Origin of the sequence: Pseudomonas saxonica, assembly GCF_007858365.1 — a bacterium.
Classification (GTDB): domain Bacteria; phylum Pseudomonadota; class Gammaproteobacteria; order Pseudomonadales; family Pseudomonadaceae; genus Aquipseudomonas; species Aquipseudomonas saxonica.
In genome coordinates, this window is record NZ_VFIO01000001.1 from 172,982 (window position 1) to 194,864 (window position 21,883).

Annotated in this window: 22 protein-coding genes; 18 read left to right on the plus strand and 4 right to left on the minus strand. The window is 57.6% G+C overall.

Translation table 11 applies throughout. The features are described 5' to 3' along the window. Positions 1–10 precede the first annotated feature (10 nt). Complete coding sequence (locus FJD38_RS00960) at positions 11–1,177, minus strand: aminotransferase-like domain-containing protein (protein WP_146383677.1); 1,167 nt, start codon at positions 1,175–1,177, stop codon at positions 11–13. An 82-nt stretch (positions 1,178–1,259) separates the two neighbouring features. On the opposite strand from FJD38_RS00960, the gene FJD38_RS00965 reads away from it, so the two are divergent. Further along, positions 1,260–1,700 (plus strand): MarR family winged helix-turn-helix transcriptional regulator, encoded by a 441-nt coding sequence (locus FJD38_RS00965; RefSeq protein WP_146383678.1) that lies wholly within the window; start codon positions 1,260–1,262, stop codon positions 1,698–1,700. A 102-nt stretch (positions 1,701–1,802) separates the two neighbouring features. Next, on the plus strand, positions 1,803–2,429 hold the full coding sequence (locus FJD38_RS00970) for a LysE family translocator (RefSeq protein WP_146383679.1): 627 nt from the start codon (positions 1,803–1,805) through the stop codon (positions 2,427–2,429). A 218-nt stretch (positions 2,430–2,647) separates the two neighbouring features. Here FJD38_RS00970 and uraH read toward each other — a convergent pair whose 3' ends face one another. Continuing rightward, positions 2,648–3,001: a hydroxyisourate hydrolase gene (gene uraH / locus FJD38_RS00975; RefSeq protein WP_122782965.1), complete on the minus strand. Its 354-nt coding sequence runs from the start codon at positions 2,999–3,001 to the stop codon at positions 2,648–2,650. Positions 3,002–3,376: 375 nt separating this feature from the next. Here uraH and puuE point away from each other — a divergent pair, with 375 nt between their 5' ends. The 9 genes from puuE (at position 3,377) to FJD38_RS01025 (ending at position 12,792) form a co-directional block, all read left to right on the plus strand. Continuing rightward, the gene (gene puuE / locus FJD38_RS00985) at positions 3,377–4,306 is read left to right on the plus strand and encodes an allantoinase PuuE (RefSeq protein WP_146383681.1); all 930 of its coding nucleotides are present in this window, start codon (positions 3,377–3,379) and stop codon (positions 4,304–4,306) included. Next, positions 4,303–4,818: a 2-oxo-4-hydroxy-4-carboxy-5-ureidoimidazoline decarboxylase gene (gene uraD / locus FJD38_RS00990; RefSeq protein WP_146383682.1), complete on the plus strand. Its 516-nt coding sequence runs from the start codon at positions 4,303–4,305 to the stop codon at positions 4,816–4,818. The genes puuE and uraD overlap by 4 nt, the downstream gene beginning before the upstream one ends. Before the next feature lie 61 nt (positions 4,819–4,879). Beyond that, entirely contained in the window at positions 4,880–5,875 is a 996-nt protein-coding gene (alc, locus tag FJD38_RS00995; RefSeq protein WP_122782969.1) for an allantoicase, read from the plus strand. Positions 5,876–6,011: 136 nt separating this feature from the next. Then, complete coding sequence (locus FJD38_RS01000; protein WP_146383683.1) at positions 6,012–6,515, plus strand: ureidoglycolate lyase; 504 nt, start codon at positions 6,012–6,014, stop codon at positions 6,513–6,515. A 49-nt stretch (positions 6,516–6,564) separates the two neighbouring features. After that, positions 6,565–7,854 (plus strand): urate hydroxylase PuuD, encoded by a 1,290-nt coding sequence (locus FJD38_RS01005; RefSeq protein ID WP_146383684.1) that lies wholly within the window; start codon positions 6,565–6,567, stop codon positions 7,852–7,854. An 81-nt stretch (positions 7,855–7,935) separates the two neighbouring features. After that, positions 7,936–9,300 carry a nucleobase:cation symporter-2 family protein gene (locus FJD38_RS01010; RefSeq protein ID WP_122782972.1) on the plus strand — a complete coding sequence of 455 codons (1,365 nt, stop codon included), beginning with the start codon at positions 7,936–7,938 and terminating at the stop codon, positions 9,298–9,300. A 218-nt stretch (positions 9,301–9,518) separates the two neighbouring features. Continuing rightward, entirely contained in the window at positions 9,519–10,304 is a 786-nt protein-coding gene (locus FJD38_RS01015) for an outer membrane protein OmpK (protein WP_146383685.1), read from the plus strand. Between the two features lie 378 nt (positions 10,305–10,682). Further along, positions 10,683–11,468 carry an outer membrane protein OmpK gene (locus FJD38_RS01020; protein WP_122782974.1) on the plus strand — a complete coding sequence of 262 codons (786 nt, stop codon included), beginning with the start codon at positions 10,683–10,685 and terminating at the stop codon, positions 11,466–11,468. Positions 11,469–11,586: 118 nt separating this feature from the next. After that, a complete protein-coding gene (locus FJD38_RS01025; protein WP_146383686.1) occupies positions 11,587–12,792 on the plus strand; it encodes an MFS transporter in 1,206 nt (401 codons plus the stop codon). Here the strand turns inward: FJD38_RS01025 and FJD38_RS01030 are convergent. Further along, positions 12,789–13,730, minus strand: a complete 942-nt coding sequence (locus tag FJD38_RS01030; protein ID WP_122782976.1) for a DUF808 domain-containing protein — start codon at positions 13,728–13,730, stop codon at positions 12,789–12,791. The two genes, FJD38_RS01025 and FJD38_RS01030, sit on opposite strands and share 4 nt — an antisense overlap. A gap of 133 nt (positions 13,731–13,863) precedes the next feature. On the opposite strand from FJD38_RS01030, the gene FJD38_RS01035 reads away from it, so the two are divergent. Next, the gene (locus FJD38_RS01035) at positions 13,864–14,469 is read left to right on the plus strand and encodes a TetR/AcrR family transcriptional regulator (protein WP_122782977.1); all 606 of its coding nucleotides are present in this window, start codon (positions 13,864–13,866) and stop codon (positions 14,467–14,469) included. 157 nt (positions 14,470–14,626) lie between these two features. Here the strand turns inward: FJD38_RS01035 and FJD38_RS01040 are convergent, their stop codons facing one another. Further along, complete coding sequence (locus tag FJD38_RS01040; protein WP_146383687.1) at positions 14,627–15,067, minus strand: GlcG/HbpS family heme-binding protein; 441 nt, start codon at positions 15,065–15,067, stop codon at positions 14,627–14,629. A gap of 266 nt (positions 15,068–15,333) precedes the next feature. On the opposite strand from FJD38_RS01040, the gene gcl reads away from it, so the two are divergent. The 6 genes from gcl to FJD38_RS01070 all read left to right on the plus strand — a co-directional run bounded on the left by gcl (position 15,334) and on the right by FJD38_RS01070 (position 21,832). After that, the gene (gene gcl / locus FJD38_RS01045) at positions 15,334–17,109 is read left to right on the plus strand and encodes a glyoxylate carboligase (protein WP_122782979.1); all 1,776 of its coding nucleotides are present in this window, start codon (positions 15,334–15,336) and stop codon (positions 17,107–17,109) included. 56 nt (positions 17,110–17,165) lie between these two features. Further along, the gene (gene hyi / locus FJD38_RS01050) at positions 17,166–17,948 is read left to right on the plus strand and encodes a hydroxypyruvate isomerase (protein WP_146383688.1); all 783 of its coding nucleotides are present in this window, start codon (positions 17,166–17,168) and stop codon (positions 17,946–17,948) included. A 38-nt stretch (positions 17,949–17,986) separates the two neighbouring features. Next, positions 17,987–18,877: a 2-hydroxy-3-oxopropionate reductase gene (locus FJD38_RS01055; protein WP_146383689.1), complete on the plus strand. Its 891-nt coding sequence runs from the start codon at positions 17,987–17,989 to the stop codon at positions 18,875–18,877. A gap of 111 nt (positions 18,878–18,988) precedes the next feature. Beyond that, complete coding sequence (locus FJD38_RS01060) at positions 18,989–19,873, plus strand: urea transporter (RefSeq protein ID WP_146383690.1); 885 nt, start codon at positions 18,989–18,991, stop codon at positions 19,871–19,873. 39 nt (positions 19,874–19,912) lie between these two features. After that, positions 19,913–20,734, plus strand: a complete 822-nt coding sequence (locus tag FJD38_RS01065) for an ion transporter (RefSeq protein ID WP_122782983.1) — start codon at positions 19,913–19,915, stop codon at positions 20,732–20,734. A gap of 93 nt (positions 20,735–20,827) precedes the next feature. Continuing rightward, entirely contained in the window at positions 20,828–21,832 is a 1,005-nt protein-coding gene (locus tag FJD38_RS01070; RefSeq protein ID WP_146383691.1) for a sulfate ABC transporter substrate-binding protein, read from the plus strand. The last annotated feature ends 51 nt before the right edge of the window (positions 21,833–21,883 follow it).

A 21,883-nucleotide genomic window follows, 5' to 3' on the forward strand; every position in this document is an offset into this window, starting at 1 on the left:
CACAACTCCTTTAGGCAGCCTGTGCGGCCTGTGCTTGACGAATAACCGAAGCAAGACGCTTGAGACCTTCGTGCAGACGCTCAGGGTCGATATGGCTGAAGTTCAGGCGCAGGCTGCCGACGTTTTCATCCGGATTGGCGAAGAACGGCTCACCCGGCATAAACGCCACGTTCTGCTCCAGCGCAGGCTTGAGCAAAGTGCGGGTATCGAAGGGCTGCTTTAGAGTCAGCCAGAAGAACAGCCCGCCTTGAGGCACATGCCAGTCTGCCAGGTCGCTGAAATGCTCTTCGAGCGCCAGTTGGAAGCCATCGCGGCGCACACGGTAGAAATCGCGCAGTTCAGCCAGGTGACTGCTCATCTTTTCAGTGCCGATCCACTGCAAGGCTTGCCATTGACCGACACGGTTGGTGTGCAAGTCCGCCGATTGCTTAAGGCGCAACAAGTGCGGGAACAAATCCGGGCTGGCAATCAGGAACCCGACACGCAAACCCGGGAGCAAGGTTTTGGAAACAGTCCCGGTGTAGATCCAGCTGGCTTTTTTCAGACGGCTGACAATGGGCGTGGCGCTGCCGCCATCGAAATTCAATTCGCGGTACGGCTCGTCTTCAATCAGGGTGACACCAAACTCATCCAGCAAAGCCGCCACGGCATCACGTTTCGCTTCGCTGTAACGCACGGCAGACGGGTTCTGGAAAGTCGGAATCAAGTAGATGAACGCAGGTTTGTGCCGAGTCAACTCAACGCGCAGCGCCGCCAGATCCGGACCGTCGGCCAGCAGCGGGAAGCTCAGGCATTCAGCACCGAACAGCTGGAAGATCTGCAACGCGGCCAAATAAGTGGGCGCTTCGAGCATGATCTCGGTGCCTTTGTCGATGTACAGCTTGGCTGCCAGGTCCAGCGCCTGTTGCGAGCCGCTCAGCACTATCACTTGGCTGGCGTCACAATCCACGCCCAAGGCACGGGCTTCAGCGGCCAGCACTTCACGCAACGCCGGCTCGCCTTCACTCATGCCGTACTGGCCCATTGAGGCGGGCATATCGCTCCAGTCAACTTTGGGCAACATGGCTTCAGCCGGTAGACCGCCTGCAAACGACATGACTTCCGGACGCTGGGCCGCAGCCAGAATTTCGCGAATCAAAGAGCTTTTCAGGCGGGAAACACGTTCGGAGAAGGCCATACAGATCACCGGTAGCAGAAGTAATTGGAAATAAGTCAAACTGATTGACCGAAATTACGCCGCGAAGCCTAGATACGTCAATATGCTTGACCTTAAAAATCCAACCATTCAGCGTAACGCCATGGAAGCGTTCTTCTTTGGCTATCAAGCATTTACCGCCAAAGCGGACGAAATGCTGGCGCGTCGTGGGCTGAGTCGGGTGCATCAGCGCATCGTTTTTTTTATCGCCCATCACCCCGGCGTCAGCGTCAAAGAATTGCTCTCGCTGCTCGGCGTGAGCAAGCAAGCACTGAACACACCCTTGCGCCAGCTCATAGAAATGGGCCTGGTGCGCAGCGTGGCTCCCGAGACCGACAAGCGCAAGCGACTGCTGGAGCTGACCGTAGAGGGGGTGCGCTTTGAAGCCAATTTACGCCGCGAACAGGTCAAGCTGCTGCAACGGGTCTTCGTCCAGGCTGGCGAAGAGGCAGTCAATGGCTGGTTGGCCATCAACACGGCGCTGGGCCAGAGCCGACTGTCTTGATGCACCACGCCAACTAAAAACAAAACTTGCTTTTTTTGTATACAAAGTCATAAATCGAGTGACCCGGCAATGGTGCGCGGGGGATTGTGCATGGAGGACATGATGAGTCTGGAAACCTGGCTGCTGTTCAGCAGCGCGGCATTGATAGTGATTCTGATACCGGGGCCCCTGTCGCTATTGATGATCAGCAACAGTTTGAACTATGGCCTGCGGCGTTCTTATCCGGCCTTTCTGGGCGGGGTATTGGCTTCGATTTGCCTGCTCAGTGCCTCGGCACTGGGCCTGGGCGCCCTGCTGCTGGCCTCGGAGCAACTGTTCAGCGTGCTGAAAATCGTGGGGGCGCTGTATTTGTTTTATCTGGCCTGGCAAAGCTGGAAACAATCACGCGAGCCTGCCACGGCGGCGAATGTACCTGTAGCCGCACCGAAACCGCGCTTTGGCGCACTGTTTGGGCGCGCGTTCGTACTGGGCGCCAGCAACCCGAAGGATATTTTGTTCTTTGCCGCCTTCCTGCCGCAATTTCTTAGCCCTGGGCAGCCGTTCCTCCCACAGTTGCTGGTCATGATCGCGACCTGGACCGTGCTCGACCTGCTCTGCAAGCTGGCCTACGGCCTTGGCGCCCACGGTGCGGCGGGCTATTTGCGCAGCGGCAAGGGCCAGAGCTGGTTTAACCGCGTCAGTGCCGGACTGTTCAGCGTGGCGGGCACCGCGTCGTTGTTGAGCCGTTAAAACGATGCGCCGTTCGTAGCAGCTGCCGAAGGCTGCGTTCGGCGGCGCAGCCGTCGTAAAACCAGAGTGCGTGGTCTCTCAGTTAACCCGAGCCGCTGATTTTGCGATCGCTTCGCAATCGAATGCAGCCTTCGGCAGCTGCTACGAGTGGCAATCTGCGGGCAAAAAAAAGCCCGCAGTGTGAGCGGGCAAAGAACCACATGCGCAGAACGAAACCGTTAGCTGCCGCGGTACGTCGAGTAGCTATAGGGCGATATCAGCAGCGGCACATGGTAATGGTCCTGCTCGGCGCTGATCCCGAAACGCAGCACCACCACATCCAGAAACGCCGGCTCGGGCAGTTGCACGCCACGTGCACGGTAGTAATCCCCCGCACTGAATTGCACCTGATAAACCCCGGACTGATAGTCATCACCCTGCAACAGCGGCGCGTCGCAACGACCGTCACTGTTGGTCAGCGCCGTCGCCACCAGCGTCAATTGCGAACCCTCCACCCGGTATAGCTCAACCTTGATCGAGCTGCCCGGACAGCCGTGTGCAGCATCCAAAACGTGCGTAGTCAAACGTCCCATACGATTGCGCAACCTCCACCCAGCGGTAAATAAAAGCATTGCCGAACCTTTTTGGGGCCACCCAAAAAAACGGCGCTGCAAAGATTAAGACACTTATTATCAAAATTGTACACAATTAAAACCCCGACAAAGCGCAGCCCGCGTTTAACGCGGCTTCGAGCCGTATTCCACGAAAGCCATAGCCTAAAGCGACTTCGGATTCATAACCTGACCAATCAGGCAAGTTTCTTGCAAGTACCTTTCCAGAAACATACATGGTAAAAATGCATGCATGCAGGGTTACAAATGGATTATAAAGTTGTATACAATCAGGCCAGCACAGTGACGCCAGGTCTGGCCAATCAACTGTTAACACCCACAATAAGGAAGACTGCAGTGAGCGCCGACTACCCACGCGACCTGATTGGTTACGGTCCAAACCCTGTGCACCCTCATTGGCCGGACAACGCCCGCATTGCCCTGTCTTTCGTACTCAACTACGAAGAAGGGGGTGAGCGCAACATCCTCCACGGCGACAAAGAGTCTGAAGCGTTCCTCTCGGAAATGGTGTCCGCGCAGCCACTGCAAGGCGAGCGCAACATGAGCATGGAATCGCTCTATGAATACGGCAGCCGCGCCGGCGTGTGGCGCGTGCTCAAACTGTTTCGCGAATTCAACATCCCGCTCACCGTCTTCGCCGTGGCGATGGCCGCCCAGCGCCATCCGGATGTCATTCGCGCGATGGTCGCCGAAGGCCATGAGATTTGCAGTCACGGTTATCGCTGGATCGACTACCAGTACATGGATGAAGCCCAGGAACGCGAGCACATGCTCGAAGCGATCCGCATCCTCACCGAGATCACCGGCGAACGCCCTCTGGGCTGGTACACCGGGCGCACAGGCCCCAATACGCGGCGACTGGTGATGGAAGAAGGCGGCTTTTTGTACGACTCCGACACCTACGACGATGACCTGCCCTACTGGGAACCGAATAACCCCACAGGCAAAGCGCATCTGGTGATTCCGTACACGCTGGACACCAACGACATGCGCTTCACTCAGGTGCAAGGGTTCAACACGGGCGAGCAGTTTTTCCAGTACTTAAAGGACGCCTTCGACGTGCTTTACGCCGAAGGCGCTGAATCGCCAAAAATGCTTTCCATCGGTTTGCATTGCCGCCTGATTGGCCGCCCTGCCCGTCTGGCCGCCCTTAAGCGGTTTATTGAATACGCCAAAAGTCACGAACAGGTCTGGTTTACCCGCCGCGTCGACATTGCCCGCCACTGGCACGCCACTCACCCTTTCAACGCAGAGACAGCCCTATGAGCGCCTTCACCACCCTCAAGCCTTCCCAACTGAGCCGAGAAGCGTTCGTGGCAGCCTTTGCCGATACTTACGAGCACTCGCCGTGGGTGGCCGAAATGGCCTACGACTTGGGCCTGGACGCCAGCGTCGATGACATCCAGACCCTGCACCAACGCATGAGTGACATTTTGTTGAGCGCCGATCACGCCAGCCAGCTGGCACTGATCAATGCTCACCCGGACCTGGCCGGCAAAGCTGCCGTTCAGGGCCAACTCACCGAAGCCAGCACCCACGAACAAGCTGGCGCCGGTATCCACCAATGCACGGCCGAAGAGTTTCAACGCTTCACCGAGCTGAACGAAGCCTACAAAGCCAAGTTCAAGTTTCCCTTCATCATGGCGGTAAAAGGCAGCGACCGGCACCAGATCCTCGCCGCGTTCGAAACGCGCATCCACAACCCGGCAGACGTCGAGTTCAAGTGTGCGTTGGCAGAAATCAACAAGATCGCCCTGTTCCGATTACTCCAGCTCTAAGCCGGGCCGGCACCTGTCGGCAACGGATCCCCAGCCACTTTTTTAAAGGCAGACCAGAAGAATGAAAGCTTACGCCGTACCGTTCGAGAAGTTCGTCAACTTGGCCGATGCCCGCCTGGGCACCAAAATCATCTCCGTGACCGATGATTGGTTCGCCGACGCCAACCGCCTGTTCCAGCCGACCCCGGCCGTGTGGAAGGAGGGCGTTTTCGATGACAACGGCAAGTGGATGGACGGCTGGGAGTCGCGCCGCAAACGCTTTGAAGGCTATGACAGTGCCGTCATCCGCCTCGGCGTTCCAGGCTCGATCAAAGGCGTGGACATCGACACTTCATTCTTCACCGGCAACTTCCCGCCGTCTGCCTCGCTTGAAGCCTGCTTCCTGGCGTCGGGCGAACCTGACGCCAATACTCAGTGGGTTGAAGTGCTGTCGGCCGTCGAACTGCAAGGCAACAGCCATCACTACCACGAAATCAACAACGATCAGGCGTTCAGCCACTTGCGTTTCAACATCTACCCGGACGGCGGCGTAGCCCGCCTGCGTGTCTATGGTGTGCCGTTCCGTGACTGGTCCGCCGTGGGCGACAACGAACAGGTTGACCTGGCGTCAGCCCTGAACGGTGGCCGCGCACTCGCCTGTTCCGACGAACACTTCGGGCGCATGAGCAACATCCTCAACCCGGGCCGTGGCATCAACATGGGTGACGGCTGGGAAACCGCACGTCGCCGCACACCGGGTAACGACTGGGTCATCGTTGCGCTGGGCCATGCTGGCGTGATCGAGCAAATCGTCATCGACACCCTGCACTTCAAGGGCAACTACCCGGACTCCTGCTCGATTCAGGGCGCTTTCGTCAAAGGCGGAACCGACAGCCAGATCGAAACCCAGAGCCTGTTCTGGCGTGAACTGCTGCCCAGCCAAAAAATGGACATGCACGCCGAGCATAGTTTCAGCGAACAGATCAAAGCCCTTGGCCCGATCACCCACGTTCGTCTGAACCTGTTCCCGGACGGTGGTGTAAGCCGCCTGCGCATTCTGGGCAAAGTCGCTAAATAACGCCGCAAGTGTAGTCGCTGCCGCAGGCTGCAATAAGGTCCGAAGGGCCTTGAACAGCAGGGTCGCTTCGCCACCTGCGGCAGCGGATACAAAAGCAAAACGAACACCTGACAGTCATTAGAAAAAGAAGACCACCATGCGCACATTGACGATTGAACCCTTGACCAAAGAAGCCTTCGCGCCCTTCGGTGATGTGATTGAAACCGATAGCAGCGATCACTTCATGATCAATAACGGTTCGACCATGCGCTTTCATCGTCTGGCCGAGGTCGAAACGGCTACGCCAGAAGACAAAGCCATCATCAGCATCTTCCGCGCCGACGCGCAGGACATGCCCTTGACCGTGCGTATGCTGGAGCGCCATCCGCTGGGCAGCCAGGCGTTTATTCCGCTGCTCGGCAACCCCTTTCTGATCGTGGTCGCGCCAGTTGGCGATGAACCTGTATCAGGCCTGGTCCGCGCTTTTGTCAGTAATGGCAGGCAGGGCATTAATTACCATCGCGGCGTCTGGCACCACCCGGTGCTGACGATCGAAAAGCGGGATGACTTCCTGGTGGTTGATCGCAGTGGCAGCGGCAATAACTGCGATGAGCATTTCTTTAAAGAGGATGAGCAATTGATCCTCGCCCCCCACCAATAAGAGAAGGCCTCAACGTTCAAAAAAGAACGACGGGCAAGAGGTAAAGACTGTGGAAGCACATCTAATGGAATGGCTGAATCTGAGCGTACGCTGGATTCATATGATTACCGGTGTGGCCTGGATCGGCGCGTCGTTTTACTTTGTCTGGCTTGAGAACAACCTCAATCGGGCGCACCCCAAAGACGGCCTGGCGGGCGATTTATGGGCGATTCACGGCGGTGGTATTTATCACCTCGAGAAATACAAGCTCGCACCACCGACCATGCCGGAAAACCTCCACTGGTTTAAATGGGAAGCCTATTTCACCTGGATGTCAGGGATTGCCCTGCTGTGCCTGGTGTTCTACTTCAACCCCGCGCTGTACCTGATCGCTCCCGGCAGTAGCCTGAGCGGCCCTGAAGCGGTGGCCATCGGTATCGGCTCATTGATTGCCGGCTGGTTCATCTACGATTTTCTGTGCGACTCCGCCCTGGGCAAACGCCCGGCGTTGCTCGGTTTTATCCTGTTTGTATTGCTGGTTGCAGCGGCGTTCGGCCTGAGCAAAGTGTTCAGCGGACGGGGTGCCTACCTGCATGTCGGGGCCATCATCGGCACCATCATGGTCGGCAACGTATTCCGCATCATCATGCCCGCCCAGCGCGCACTGGTGGCCGCGATCAAAGAAGGCCGCTCACCCGACCCGGCGTTGCCGGCCAAAGGCCTGTTGCGTTCACGCCACAACAACTATTTCACCTTGCCGGTGCTGTTCATCATGATCAGCAACCATTTCCCGAGCACCTATGGCAGCCAATACAACTGGCTGATTCTGGCCGGGATCGCGGTGCTGGCCGTGCTGGTACGCCACTACTTCAACACCCGCCACAACAGCCATAAATATGCCTGGACCCTGCCGGTCGCCGCGTTGAGCATGGTCTGTCTGGCCTATGTCACCGGCCCTAAACCACCGGCTACCGGCCCCGAAACCGCCAAGGTGATCAAGTATCAACCGCTGCCTGAAACAGCCGTAGGCGGGGTCAAAGCGGCCGATGCGCCGCCGGCACCTGCAGCCCCCGCGGCGCCCGCAGCACCGGTCGCCAGCGTTGATTTCGAAAAAGTCCATGCAGTGATCCAGGAGCGCTGCACGGTCTGCCATTCCGCCACGCCCACCAGCCCGCTGTTCAGTGCGGCCCCGGCAGGTGTGATGTTCGACACCGCGCAACAAATCAAAGTGATGGCTGCCCGTATTCAGGCCCAAGCCGTCACCAGTCCGATCATGCCGCTGGGCAACATCACTCAGATGACCCAGCAAGAGCGTGAACTTGTCGGCGCCTGGATCAATGCAGGAGCTCAAACCAACTGACCTACAGACTGCGGGCGCCGTTAATGGCGCCCGCATTTACACACCACTAGCTCACAACAATAAAAAAGACCGAGGTGTTGCATGTCCGAGTTAACCGAACCGCGCATACCCGCCGTGACCGCCCCGCCGCCCATTCAGCGGTTGCCGTTGTTGCAATTGATTCTGGTCGGTTTGCAGCATGTGTTGTTGATGTACGGGGGCGCCGTTGCGGTGCCGTTAATCATCGGACAGGCCGCCGGTCTGAGTCGTGAGGAGATTGCCTTCCTGATCAACGCTGACCTGCTGGTGGCGGGGATTGCAACCATCGTGCAGTCGCTGGGCATTGGCCCGATGGGCATTCGCATGCCCGTGATGATGGGCGCCAGCTTTGCCGCGGTGGGCAGTATGGTGGCAATGGCTGGCATGCCGGGCATAGGCATGACCGGCATTTTTGGTGCCACCATTGCGGCGGGTTTTTTCGGCATGATCATTGCGCCGTTCATGTCCAAAGTGGTGCGCTTCTTTCCGCCACTGGTGACGGGCACCGTCATCACGTCTATCGGTTTGTCGCTGTTTCCGGTCGCCGTGAACTGGGCAGGCGGCGGCAGCGCAGCCGCACAGTTCGGTTCGCCGATCTACTTGTTTATTGCAGCGCTGGTGCTAGGCACCATCTTGTTGATCAACCGCTTTATGCGAGGCTTCTGGGTCAACATTTCGGTGCTGATCGGCATGGCTCTGGGCTACCTGTTGTCGGGCGCTCTGGGCATGGTCGACCTGAACGGCATCGGCCTGGCGCCGTGGTTTCAAGTGGTGACGCCATTACACTTCGGCATGCCGGAGTTTCACTTGGCGCCGATCTTGTCCATGTGTCTGGTGGTGGTGATCATTTTTGTCGAATCCACCGGGATGTTTCTGGCGCTGGGCAAAATCACCGGGCAGGAAGTCACCCCGCGCATGTTGCGTCGTGGGCTGCTGTGTGATGCCGGCGCGTCGTTCCTGGCGGGCTTTTTCAATACCTTCACGCACTCCTCCTTCGCGCAGAACATCGGTCTGGTGCAAATGACGGGGGTGCGCTGTCGCTCGGTGACCATCATGGCCGGGGTATTTCTGATTACCTTGAGCCTGCTGCCCAAGGCTGCGTTTCTGGTGGCATCGATTCCGCCTGCAGTGTTGGGCGGCGCGGCCATCGCGATGTTCGGCATGGTGGCCGCCACGGGGATCAAAATTCTCCAGGAAGCGGACATTGCCGACCGTCGCAATCAGTTATTGGTGGCGGTCAGTATCGGCATGGGCTTGATCCCTGTGGTACGCCCGGAGTTCTTCGCGCATCTGCCGATGTGGATGGGGCCAATCACCCACAGCGGAATTGCCATGGCCGCCGTTAGTGCGGTGTGTCTGAACCTGATGTTCAACGTCATGGGCGGCGCCGGCCGTGCCGCCATGAGCGGGCATGTGCATCAGCACTAACCCTTGACCCTCACCCCAGCCCTCTCCCAAAGGGAGAGGGGGCAGATTGGGGAGGGTATTGAAGATCCGCTTTTGCCTTTAGTCCCCTCTCCCTCAGAGAGAGGGGCAGATCGGGGTTTTTTTGAAAATCCGCTTTTGCTTTTAGTCCCCTCTCCCTCCGGGAGAGGGCTAGGGTGAGGGCGCTTTTGCAGTAAAAAACAATAAAAAGGGAGTTACCCATGCACTGCAAACACTGGGGCGTCACGCTCGCGGGTGGGGTTTTGGCTGCCAGTCAGGCCATGGCCGGTGATCTGTTTTCATGGCAGACCAACAGCCTGACTTACCTCTACGGCAAGAACTTCGCCATCAACCCTTCGATACAACAAACTGTCACCTTCGAGCATGCCGACAAATGGAAATACGGCGACAACTTTCTGTTTGTCGACCGCATCTTCTACAACGGCAAGCCAGACCGCAACAAAGGCCCGCACACCTACTACGGCGAGTACAGCCCGCGCCTGTCGTTCGGCAAGATTTTCGATCAGAAACTGGAATTTGGCCCCATCAAGGATGTGTTGCTGGCCATGACCTATGAGTACGGCGAAGGTGACAGTGAAGCCTATCTGATCGGCCCGGGGTTCGACCTCGCCGTGCCGGGGTTCAATTACTTCACCCTGAACTTTTATCGCCGCCATACCGAGGGGCCACGCCCTGGCACGGGCACCTGGCAAATCACGCCATCGTTCTCATACAGCATTCCCCTGGGCCGCTCCAACCTGTTGATCGATGGTTATATCGACTGGGTGGTCGACAACGATCAAAACTCGCGCGGTACGTACCACTCAAACCTGCACATCAACCCACAAATCAAATATGACTTGGGTCGCGCGCTGAATCTGGGCGAAAAACAACTGTATGTCGGCATTGAATACAGCTACTGGAAGGATAAATACGGCATCGAAAGCAGCAGCCGTCTGGACACTAACCAGAACACTGCCAGCGCTCTTATCAAAGTCCACTTTTAGTTTAAACACCTGCCCTGCCCTGCGATCGCGCTCAACTTGATTCATTGCGCAATAACAGGGCACTTGAGTGTAAAGCCCAGAGCCAGTATTCTGCGCGCCCTCTCAAAGGCGAGCGCTGTTTAAAGCTGACTTCAAAGCCAACTTAATACGTCTAAACAACGTGTTTAACACCTTTTCTCCACCTTATTCACTCAACTGCCACGTGACAGTCGAGCGATAAATGTTGGCCGGAATTCGTTATGGCCCAGTCTTTGCTCTAAGCATTGAACCTGACCTTTCAGGCAACTTTTAATACTGATTATAAAAGCCGGAACCAAGGCGCCAATTCAGAGCGCAGGTTCACCCAACGGCAGCAACCTTAACGTTTGGAGCAACCGAATGAAGCGCACACTTACCGGCCTGATGCTTGCGGGGAGCTTGATGGGCGGGACCACGGCAGTCGCCGAAGACCTGTTTCAGTGGCAAACCAACAGCCTGACTTATTTGTATGGCAAGGACTTTCAGGTCAACCCGAAGATTCAGCAAACCCTGACCTTCGAGCACGCTGACAGCTGGAAATACGGTGATAACTTCTTCTTCCTCGACCGTATTTTCTATAACGGCAAGGAAGACGGCAACGTCGGCCCTAACACCTACTATGGCGAGTTCACACCTCGACTGTCGTTCGGCAAAATCTTCGATCAGAAACTTGAATTTGGCCCGATCAAAGACGTGCTGTTGGCCTTGACCTACGAGTTCGGTGAGGGTGACTCCGACGCTTACCTGATCGGCCCGGGCTTCGACTTGAACGTGCCAGGTTTCGATTACTTCCAGTTGAACTTCTACCAGCGCTTCCCGGAAGGCAGCCGCGCCGGACGTGGCGTATGGCAGATCACCCCTGTGTGGTCCTATACCATTCCCGCGGGCAAATCCGATGTGGTCATCGACGGCTACATGGATTGGGTCGTGGATAACGACCAGAACTCGCGCGGCACGTACCACGCCAACCTGCACTTCAACCCACAGATCAAATATGACTTGGGCAAGGCATTGAGCTGGGGCGCCAAGCAGTTGTACGTCGGCGTTGAATACGACTACTGGAAAAACAAATACGGGATTGAAGACAGCAGCTCGTTCAAAACCAATCAGAACACCACAAGCCTGCTGGTCAAGTATCACTTCTGATCCTTGTCGGTGACTGCGGACGCGCAAGGAAGCTGCGTCTCAGCGCTACCACACAATCTTCCCACTTCCCGCACAGAGCCTTTACACTCGCGCGCATTCCCAATGCTGCGGAGCCTGTATGGCGAACCCTTATCGCGAGATTTTCAGCGCCCCCGGAACCAAGGCCTTTTGTGCTGCGGGCCTGATTGCTCGTATGCCGATTTCCATGACCGGCATCGGCATCATCACCTTGCTTGCGCAACTGCACGGCTCGTATTGGCTGGCGGGCGCAGTGGCCGCAACCTTCGCGCTGGCCATGGCCTTGCTGGCACCGCAGATTTCTCGATGGGTAGACCGTTACGGGCAACGCCGCGTATTGCCCGGCGTGGCCGCGATTGGTGTATGCGCGCTGCTGGGCCTGCTGTTGTGCAGTCATCTGGGCGCACCCAACTGGACGTTGTTTGTCTTTGCGGCACTGTCCGGATGCATCCCCAGCATGCCAGCAATGGTCCGCGCACGCTGGAGCGAGCTGTATCGCGGCTCGCCCAAATTGCACACGGCCTTCTCGTTCGAGTCGGTACTCGATGAAGTGTGTTTTATCGTCGGCCCGCCGATTTCCGTGGGCCTGAGCGTGGGCCTGTTTCCCGAAGCAGGGCCACTACTGGCAGCCATCTTGCTGGCCGTCGGTGTGACCCTGTTTGTCATGCAACGGAAAACCGAACCCCCCGTACACCCGCGCAGTGACGAGCACAGCGGCACCGTATTGCGCCAGGGCGCAGTGGTGATTTTGATGATGGCCCTGCTCGGGCTGGGCACCATTGTCGGCACCGTTGACGTGGTCAGCGTGGCCTTTGCCCAGCATCAAGGCCAACCGGCGGCCGCCAGCATCGTGCTGTCGGTGTACGCGCTGGGTTCGTGCATCGCCGGGCTAGTGTTTGGCACACTGAAACTCAAGATACCGTTGCCCAAACTGTTCCTGTTCGGCGCCGCGGCCACCGCGCTCACCGTGGTGCCACTGATGTGGGTCAGCAGCATCGCCACGCTGGCAGCGGCCATGTTCGTCGCAGGTCTGTTCTTCGCCCCCACCCTGATTACCGCGATGGGGCTGGTGGAAAATATCGTCCCGCCCGCCAAATTGACCGAAGGCCTGACCTGGATGATTACCGGGCTGGGTATCGGTGTGGCGCTGGGCGCCGTCGCTGGCGGCTGGGTGATTGACGCCTACGGTGCCCGAGCCGGTTTCAGCGTATCGCTGGCCGCAGGTCTGGGCATGTTGCTGTTTGCTGTGTTGGGTTATCGCCTGTTGCAAAACAGCACCAACCCACACCCGGCCTCACTGGCTTAACCTTTGACGGCGCGCCAGAGCTTGCTGACGCCGGTGACCACTGCCAGCACCACGGCACCGGCAATAATGCCAGCCACGGCGTTGACCAGTGTCGGCACAATCACCGACAACGGGCCGACATAGGGGGCTACGCTGGCGGCAATGGTTTCGACCCCGTGGTGCAGCACCGGCACACCATGGGTCAGAATGCCCCCGCCGACCATGAACATGGCCGCCGTCCCGATGATGGTCAGGCTCTTCATCATGTACGGCGCCGCGCTTAACACGACGCGACCGAAACTGCGCTGGAAGCGCGCCCAGGCGCCCTCACCGGTTTTATGGGTCAAGTAGAGGCCGCCATCATCCAGCCGCACGATACCGGCCACCACACCGTACACACCGATGGTCATGACAATCGCAATGCCTGACATCACCACCACTTGTTGAATCAGTGGTGAATCCGCCACGGTGCCCAGCGTGATAGCAATGATTTCAGCCGAGAGGATAAAGTCAGTGCGAATGGCGCCCTTGATTTTATCTTTCTCAAACGCCACCACATCGACCTCGGCATTGGCCAGAGCTTCCTGTCTGGCTTTGCGCTTCGCTTGAGTGTCGTCCTGACTGTGCAGAAACTTGTGCGCCAGCTTTTCAAACCCTTCGAAACACAGATACGCACCGCCCACCATCAGCAACGGCGTCACTGCCCACGGAATGAAGGCACTGATCGCCAACGCCGCAGGCACCAGAATCAGCTTGTTGCGAAACGAGCCTTTGGCCACTGCCCACACCACCGGCAGCTCGCGATCAGCCCGTACTCCAGAAACCTGCTGCGCATTGAGTGCAAGGTCATCACCGAGCACCCCAGCGGTCTTTTTGGCGGCCATTTTGGTCATCAGTGCGACGTCATCGAGAACGGCGGCGATATCGTCGAGCAACATCAGCAAACTACTGCCAGCCATGAAAGGGTATTCCTTGAGGGTTGAATTACTCCAAGCATAGCGCGTAAGCACCGCCGAGCTGCAATCTTGAGCCGCTCACAGGCCCGGTGCTACCATGCCCGACCGCCCGAGCCGGCAAGGAAAGTCCCGTTTTATGAGCAGCATCCGTGAACGTAATAAGCACCTGATTTTGCGAGCCGCCAGCGAAGAGTTCGCTGACAAGGGTTTCGCCGCGAGCAAAACCAGCGACATCGCCGCCAAGGCCGGTGTACCCAAGCCCAATGTTTATTACTACTTCAAGTCCAAGGAAAACCTCTACCGCGAAGTGCTTGAAAGCATTATCGAGCCGATACTGCGCGTGTCGACGCCGTTCAATGCCGACGGCGAGCCCAATGAAGTGCTGAGCAACTACATTCGCTCAAAAATCATGATTTCCCGCGACCTGCCGTTTGCCTCAAAAGTGTTCGCCAGCGAAATCATGCACGGCGCACCGCACCTGAGCGAAACCCAAGTGGAGTTGCTCAACGCCCAGGCCAAACACAACATCGAATGCATCCAGACCTGGATCGATCGCGGCCAGATCGCCCCGATAGACCCCCATCACCTGATGTTCAGCATCTGGGCGGCGACGCAGACCTATGCCGACTTCGACTGGCAAATCTCCGCCATCACCGGCAAGGCCAAACTCGACGACAGCGATTACGAAGCGGCAACACAAACGATCATCCGCCTCGTGCTCAAAGGCTGTGCGCCGGACTAAAAGCCTCCCACGCTCCGTAGCAGCTGCCGCAGGCTGCGATCGGCCGCGAAGCGGTCGTAAAATCAGCGTTCAGGGCGTATCAGGCACACCGCAGGTTCTGGTTTACGACTGCTACGCAGCCGAACGCAGCCTGCGGCAGCTGCTACGGGTTGCGGTGCTAAGCCACTACACCCGCATCGGCGCGCAAGCCTTGGGCTTCAACCGCGCTGATTGCGCACTGTTCGTCAATGTCCGACGTATCGCCGCTAATGCCCACCGCACCCAACACATTACCGGCCTCATCGAGGATCAACACCCCGCCCGGCACCGGCACAATATCGCCGCGCCCCATGCCATTGAGTGCCGCGTAAAAAGACGGTCGTTGCTGCGCATCCAGTGCCAGCAAACGCGACCCCTTGCCCAACGCAATGGCACCCCACGCCTTGCCAATCGCAATACTGGGTCGCAACAGACTGGCACCATCCTCGCGCTGCAACGCCAACAAATACCCGCTGCTGTCGAGCACCGCAACGGTCAATGGCGCAGCGTTTATCTGACGTGCTGCGCTCAGTGCCTGCGCGGTCAGGTTTAAAGCGACTTTCAAGGTTAAAGCACTCATGGTTGCCGTCCTTATGGTGTTATTGGAAAGCCTTTAGGCGCCTGCTGGCAGGCCATCAATACAGCCAATAGAACACAATAATAATGTGCTTTGTATACAATTTTTAACATTCAAAAAGCTTATAAACGCACCAAACCTTGAAATACAGGGCCTTCAAGCGTTCATTCAAGTCTTCAATAAAACTCATTGACCTCTTGCCGCGAGGATGAATACACTCGCCACACAGCCACTTGTATACAATTACAAAACGTAAGAGGCACAAAGCAATGAGCAAAATGAGAGCAATCGAAGCCGCCGTTTTGGTGATGCGTCGCGAAGGTGTCAATACCGCATTCGGTATCCCCGGCGCCGCCATTAACCCGCTGTACTCAGCCCTGCAAAAGGTGGGCGGTATCGATCACGTCCTTGCTCGCCACGTGGAAGGCGCCTCGCACATGGCCGAGGGCTACACCCGTACCAAGGCCGGTAACATTGGTGTGTGCATCGGCACCTCCGGCCCGGCCGGCACAGACATGGTGACCGGTCTTTACAGTGCCTCGGCCGACTCGATCCCGATTTTGTGCATCACCGGCCAGGCACCACGGGCACGGATGCACAAAGAAGATTTTCAGGCGGTCGACATCACCAGCATCGTAAAACCGGTCACCAAGTGGGCAACCACCGTGCTGGAGCCAGGCCAGGTGCCGTATGCCTTCCAGAAAGCCTTTTATGAAATGCGTTCCGGACGCCCCGGCCCGGTACTCATCGACCTGCCCTTTGATGTGCAAATGGCAGAAATCGAATTCGATATCGACGCCTACGAGCCCCTGCCCCTGGCTAAACCCAGTGCGACTCGCGTGCAAGTGGAAAAAGCCCTGGCCATGCTTGATCAGGCCGAACGGCCGCTACTGGTCAGCGGCGGTGGCGTGATCAATGCAGATGCCAGTGAACGGCTGGTGGAGTTTGCCGAGCTGACCGGCATCCCGGTGATCCCGACTCTGATGGGCTGGGGCACGATCCCCGATGATCACCCGCTGATGGTCGGCATGGTCGGCCTGCAAACCTCGCACCGTTACGGCAACGCTACCCTGCTCAAGTCCGACGTGGTGCTGGGCATCGGCAACCGCTGGGCCAACCGTCACACTGGTTCGGTGGAGGTGTACACCGAAGGCCGCACGTTTATCCATGTCGACATTGAGCCAACCCAAATTGGCCGGGTGTTCACCCCCGATCTGGGCATTGTGTCCGACGCGGGCGCTGCCCTTGATATGTTCCTGCAAGTTGCTCGTGAATGGAAAGCCGCTGGCAAATTGAAAAACCGCAGCGCCTGGCTGCAAGACTGCCAGCAACGCAAGGCGACCCTGCACCGCAAGACTCACTTCGACAACGTGCCGGTCAAACCGCAGCGCGTGTATGAAGAAATGAATCAGGTGTTCGGCAAAGACACGTGCTACGTCAGCACCATCGGTTTGTCGCAGATTGCCGGTGCGCAATTCCTGCACGTCTACAAACCGCGCCACTGGATCAACTGTGGTCAGGCCGGCCCGCTGGGCTGGACCATCCCGGCCGCGCTGGGGGTGGTCAAGGCCGACCCGGAGCGCAATGTCGTGGCCCTTTCGGGGGACTATGACTTTCAGTTCATGATCGAAGAACTGGCCGTAGGTGCGCAATTCAACCTGCCCTACATCCACGTCGTGGTGAACAACTCCTACCTGGGTTTGATCCGTCAGGCACAGCGCGGTTTTGAAATGGATTACTGCGTGCAATTGTCTTTCGACAACCTCAACGCACCGGAACTGAATGGCTATGGTGTCGACCACGTGGCCGTTGCCCAGGGCTTGGGCTGTAAGGCACTGCGCGTATTCGAGCCGGGGCAGATCCAGCCTGCATTGCGCCAGGCTCAGGCGCTGATCAAAGAGTTCCGCGTGCCGGTGGTGGTCGAAATCATTCTGGAACGCGTGACCAATATTTCGATGGGCACTGAAATTAACGCCGTTAATGAGTTTGAAGACCTGGCGCTGGTGGGTAACGATGCACCCACCGCCATTTCGATGCTGGATTAATCAATCGCCCATACCCACCCTCTCCCGGCGGGAGAGGGACAAAGCAGGAGTTCACCATGCCGCGTTTTGCCGCCAACCTGTCCATGCTGTTCACCGAACAGGATTTCCTTGTCCGTTTTCAAGCGGCTGCCAACGCCGGTTTCCACGGCGTCGAATACCTGTTCCCTTACGACTACAGCTCTGCCGAGATCAAGGCGCAGCTGGAAGCCAATAAACTGACCCAAGTGCTGTTCAACCTGCCGGCCGGAGACTGGGCCAAAGGCGAGCGCGGGATTGCCTGCCACCCGGATCGGGTTGAAGAATTCCGTGCCGGGGTCGATCTGGCCATCGCCTACGCCCAAGTTCTGGGCAATGAGCAAATCAACTGCCTGGCGGGCATTCGGCCACAAGGTGTGGACGACGCTACCGTCGAAAACACTTTCGTCGCCAACCTCAAATACGCCGCCGACAAGTTGCAGGCCGTGGGCATCAAGTTGGTCATGGAAGCCATCAATACCCTCGACATTCCCGGCTTCTACCTGAACAACACCCGTCAGGCGCTGGCGATACAGGACAAGGTCGGCAGCGCCAACCTGTTCCTGCAATACGACATCTATCACATGCAAATCATGGAAGGTGATCTGGCCCGCACGATGCAAACCCACCTGGCGCAAATCAACCATATCCAACTGGCCGACAACCCTGGCCGTCACGAACCGGGCACGGGTGAAATCAACTACCGCTTCCTGTTCGACCACCTCGATCGCATTGGCTATCAGGGCTGGGTGGGCTGTGAATATAAACCGCTGACCAGTACTGAAGCGGGCCTTGGCTGGCTCAAAACCCATAACGCGGTTTAACGGCGCGCCAACACTCAATAAAAACAAGAGGACTTGTCATGGCTAAAATCGGATTTATCGGCACCGGGATCATGGGTTCACCTATGGCCAGCAACCTGCAAAAGGCCGGGCACAGCCTGTTCCTGTCGACCCATCACGGCGCCGCCCCCACCGATCTGCTGGCCGCAGGCGCCGTGGCGCTGGCCAGCCCCAAAGAAGTGGCTCAGGAAGCCGAGTTCATCATCGTCATGGTGCCTGATACCCCGCAGGTCGAAGATGTATTGTTCCGTGAGGACGGTATCGCCGCGGGCTTGAGCCCGAACAAAGTAGTGATCGACATGAGTTCGATCTCACCTACCGCCACCAAAGCCTTTGCTGAAAAAATCAACGCTAAAAACGCTCAATACCTCGACGCACCGGTATCGGGTGGTGAAGTAGGCGCCAAGGCTGGCACCCTGAGCATCATGGTCGGCGGCGACGAAAAAACCTTCGAACGCGCCTTGCCTCTGCTGCAAAGCATGGGCAAGAACATCACCCTGGTCGGCGGCAATGGCGACGGCCAAACCGCAAAAGTGGCCAATCAAATCATCGTCGCCCTGAACATTCAGGCGGTGGCTGAGGCCTTGGTCTTCGCGGCAAAAAACGGGGCTGATCCGGCCAAAGTTCGTGAAGCCTTAATGGGTGGCTTTGCTTCCTCCAAAATTCTCGAAGTGCATGGCGAACGCATGATCAAAGGCACCTTTGATCCGGGTTTCCGCATCAGCCTGCACCAGAAGGACCTCAACCTGGCACTGGCTGGCGCACGCGAACTGGGGATCAACCTGCCCAACACGGCGAACGCGCAACAAGTCTTCAGCACCTGCGCGGCGCTGGGCGGCAGCAACTGGGATCACTCGGCGCTGATCAAAGGCCTGGAACACATGGCCAACTTCTCGATTCGCGACGAGTAACACCCGCACAACCTGTAGCCGCTGACGAGGCACGAAGACTGCGATGGGCTGCGAAGCGGCCCTTTGCGCGGTGTTCGTCCCCTGCCCGCACGCGTCCCCAGAGTAGCCACCATGAACTCCCCTTCCCTCGGTCAACACTGCCCTGACTGGGCCACCGCCCTGTGCGCGGGGTTTGCCCAAATTTTCCTGCAACGCCAGCCGTTGTGCGGCGTGTTGTGCTTGCTGGCAATTGTGACTTGCGCCCCCTCGCTGCTGGGTGGCGCGCTGTTGGGCGGTGTTGCCGGGCTACTCACCGCGCAGCGCCGCGACTACCCCAAAGCGCAACGACAGGCCGGCCTCTACAGTTACAACGGCATATTGTTGGGGCTGTTACTGAGCTATCACTTTGAATGGTCGGCCCTGCTGCCCCTGCTGATCATCGCCAGTGCCGGCATCAGCAGCATCCTGATTCATCACTGGCTCAAGCACGCGAACACCCCCTACACCGCGCCTTTTATCGGTATCGGCTGGGGGCTGCTCTACCTCGACAGCGCGCCAGCTTCAGGGGTTTCCCAAGAACAGCTGATGACCGGCCTGACGCTGGCTCACGCCCTGTTCAGCGGTATCGCTCAAGTCATGCTGTTGGATCACCCGTTGGCCGGGGTGTTGATTGTGCTCGGCCTGTGGCTGAGTAACTGGCGAGCCGCCGTATGGGCACTGACCGGCTCATTGGCCGGGTTGCTGTGCGCGCTCTGGCAACACGACACACAAACCGCCTTGAGTGGCCTGGCCGGTTACAACCCGGCGCTGGCTGCGCTGGCCCTGAGCCAACAGTCACGACGCATCTGGCTGCCGCTGCTGGGCATTATCGCCAGTCTGCTGATAACACCGGCACTGATCGCCCTTGGCCTGCCTCTGCTGACCGCCCCTTTTGTGCTGGGATGCTGGCTGGTGCTCGCCTGCCTGCGCCTGTTTGTCCCCTCGAACAAGCAATCCGGGTTGCGCATTGAGCGCTAATCCCTGACTCTGCTGGGATTGGGGATTAGAGCAACCTGCATGAACAATCAAGATTGGCGCCAACGCCTCTACGTGATGGTGTTTCAAACCGACACCGCGGCCGGACGCCGCTTCGACAAGACACTGTTACTGATCATCCTGTGCAGCCTGGTGATCGTCGTACTCGACAGTATCGACAGCATTCACCGCAACTACGCCCATGCGCTGGCCTATATCGAATGGGGCTTCACCTTTGTCTTTGCGGTGGAGTATGGCCTGCGCCTGTACTGCTCGCCCAAACCCTTGCGCTATGCCTTCAGCTTCTATGGGTTGGTGGACCTGCTGGCCATCTTGCCGGGGATTCTGGCGATCTATTACAGCGACGCGCAGTACCTGCTGATTATTCGCATCATCCGTATGCTGCGCATCTTCAGGGTGCTCAAGCTGGTGCCCTATTTGAGCCAGGCCAATTACCTGCTCTCGGCCTTGCGCGGCAGCAAACAGAAAATCGTCGTATTTCTGGTCAGCGTCTGCACCCTGGTCACGGTGTTTGGTACGTTGATGTATGTAGTCGAAGGCCCGGAACATGGCTTCACCAGCATCCCGGTGAGCATCTATTGGGCCATCGTGACCCTGACCACCGTGGGATACGGCGATATCGTGCCCAAAACCGTCATCGGGCAAATCATCTCGGCCATGGTGATGATCACCGGCTATTCGATCATCGCCGTACCCACCGGGATTTTCACGGCCGAGTTGAGCAACGCCATGCGCGGCGAGAAACTCGAACACGATTGCCCCACCTGCAAGAAGAACCGCCACGAATCCTCGGCTTCCTTTTGCTCGCGCTGCGGTAATGCGTTATTTACTAAAAACGTATAACCAAAGTGCTTTTTAATCTTTTAAGGACTATGCGCCAGCCGCTATAGTCGCTGGCAAAGTGCCCCTATTGCTCCCTATAACAAGGACTACGCAGTGAAAAAACTCTTTACCGCCTCCATTCTGGCCGCTGGCCTGGCTCTGGGTGCAGTTGCCCATGCTGCACAGCCACCTTTGCTGAACGTGTCCTACGACGTCATGCGCGACTTCTATAAAGACTACAACCCCGCCTTCCAGAAGCACTGGGAAGCCGAACACAAAGGCGACAAACAAAACATCCAGATGTCCTTTGGCGGTTCCAGCAAACAAGCACGTTCGGTGATCGACGGCCTGCCGGCCGACGTGATTACCATGAACATGGCCACCGACATCAATGCCCTGGCCGATAACGGCAAACTGGTGCCAGATAACTGGGTCACCCGCCTGCCGAACAACAGCGCACCGTTCACCTCGGCCACCGTGTTTATCGTGCGCAAAGGCAACCCTAAAGGATTGAACGACTGGCCCGACCTGCTCAAGGATGGCGTGCAAGTGATCGTCCCAAACCCGAAAACATCGGGAAATGGCCGCTACACCTTCCTCTCGGCGTGGGGCTATGTGCTTAAAAACGGTGGCGACGAGACCAAGGCCAAAGACTTCGTGGCCAAACTGTTCAAACAGGCACCAGTGCTGGATACCGGCGGCCGTGCTGCCACCACCACCTTTATGACTAACCAGATTGGCGATGTACTGGTGACCTTTGAGAACGAAGCGGAAATGATCGCCCGTGAGTTCGGTCGTGATCAGTTCGAAGTGATCTACCCAAGCGTTTCGGCTGAAGCCGAGCCGCCGGTGACCGTGGTCGACAAAGTGGTCGACAAAAAGGGCACACGTGAAGTGGCAGAGGCGTACCTGAAATACCTGTGGTCGCCAGAAGGTCAGGAAATTGCCGCGAACAACTACCTGCGTCCACGAGACCCGGCAGTGCTGGCGAAATATAACGATCGCTTCCCGAAAGTCGACTTCCTGTCGGTAGAGAAAACCTTCGGTGACTGGCGCGACGTGCAGAAGAAATACTTCAACGATGGCGGCGTGTTCGATCAGATTTACAACGGGCAATAATCCAAAAACCCGCACACCTGTATAAAAACACAGTTAAAACGGTTGCCCTTT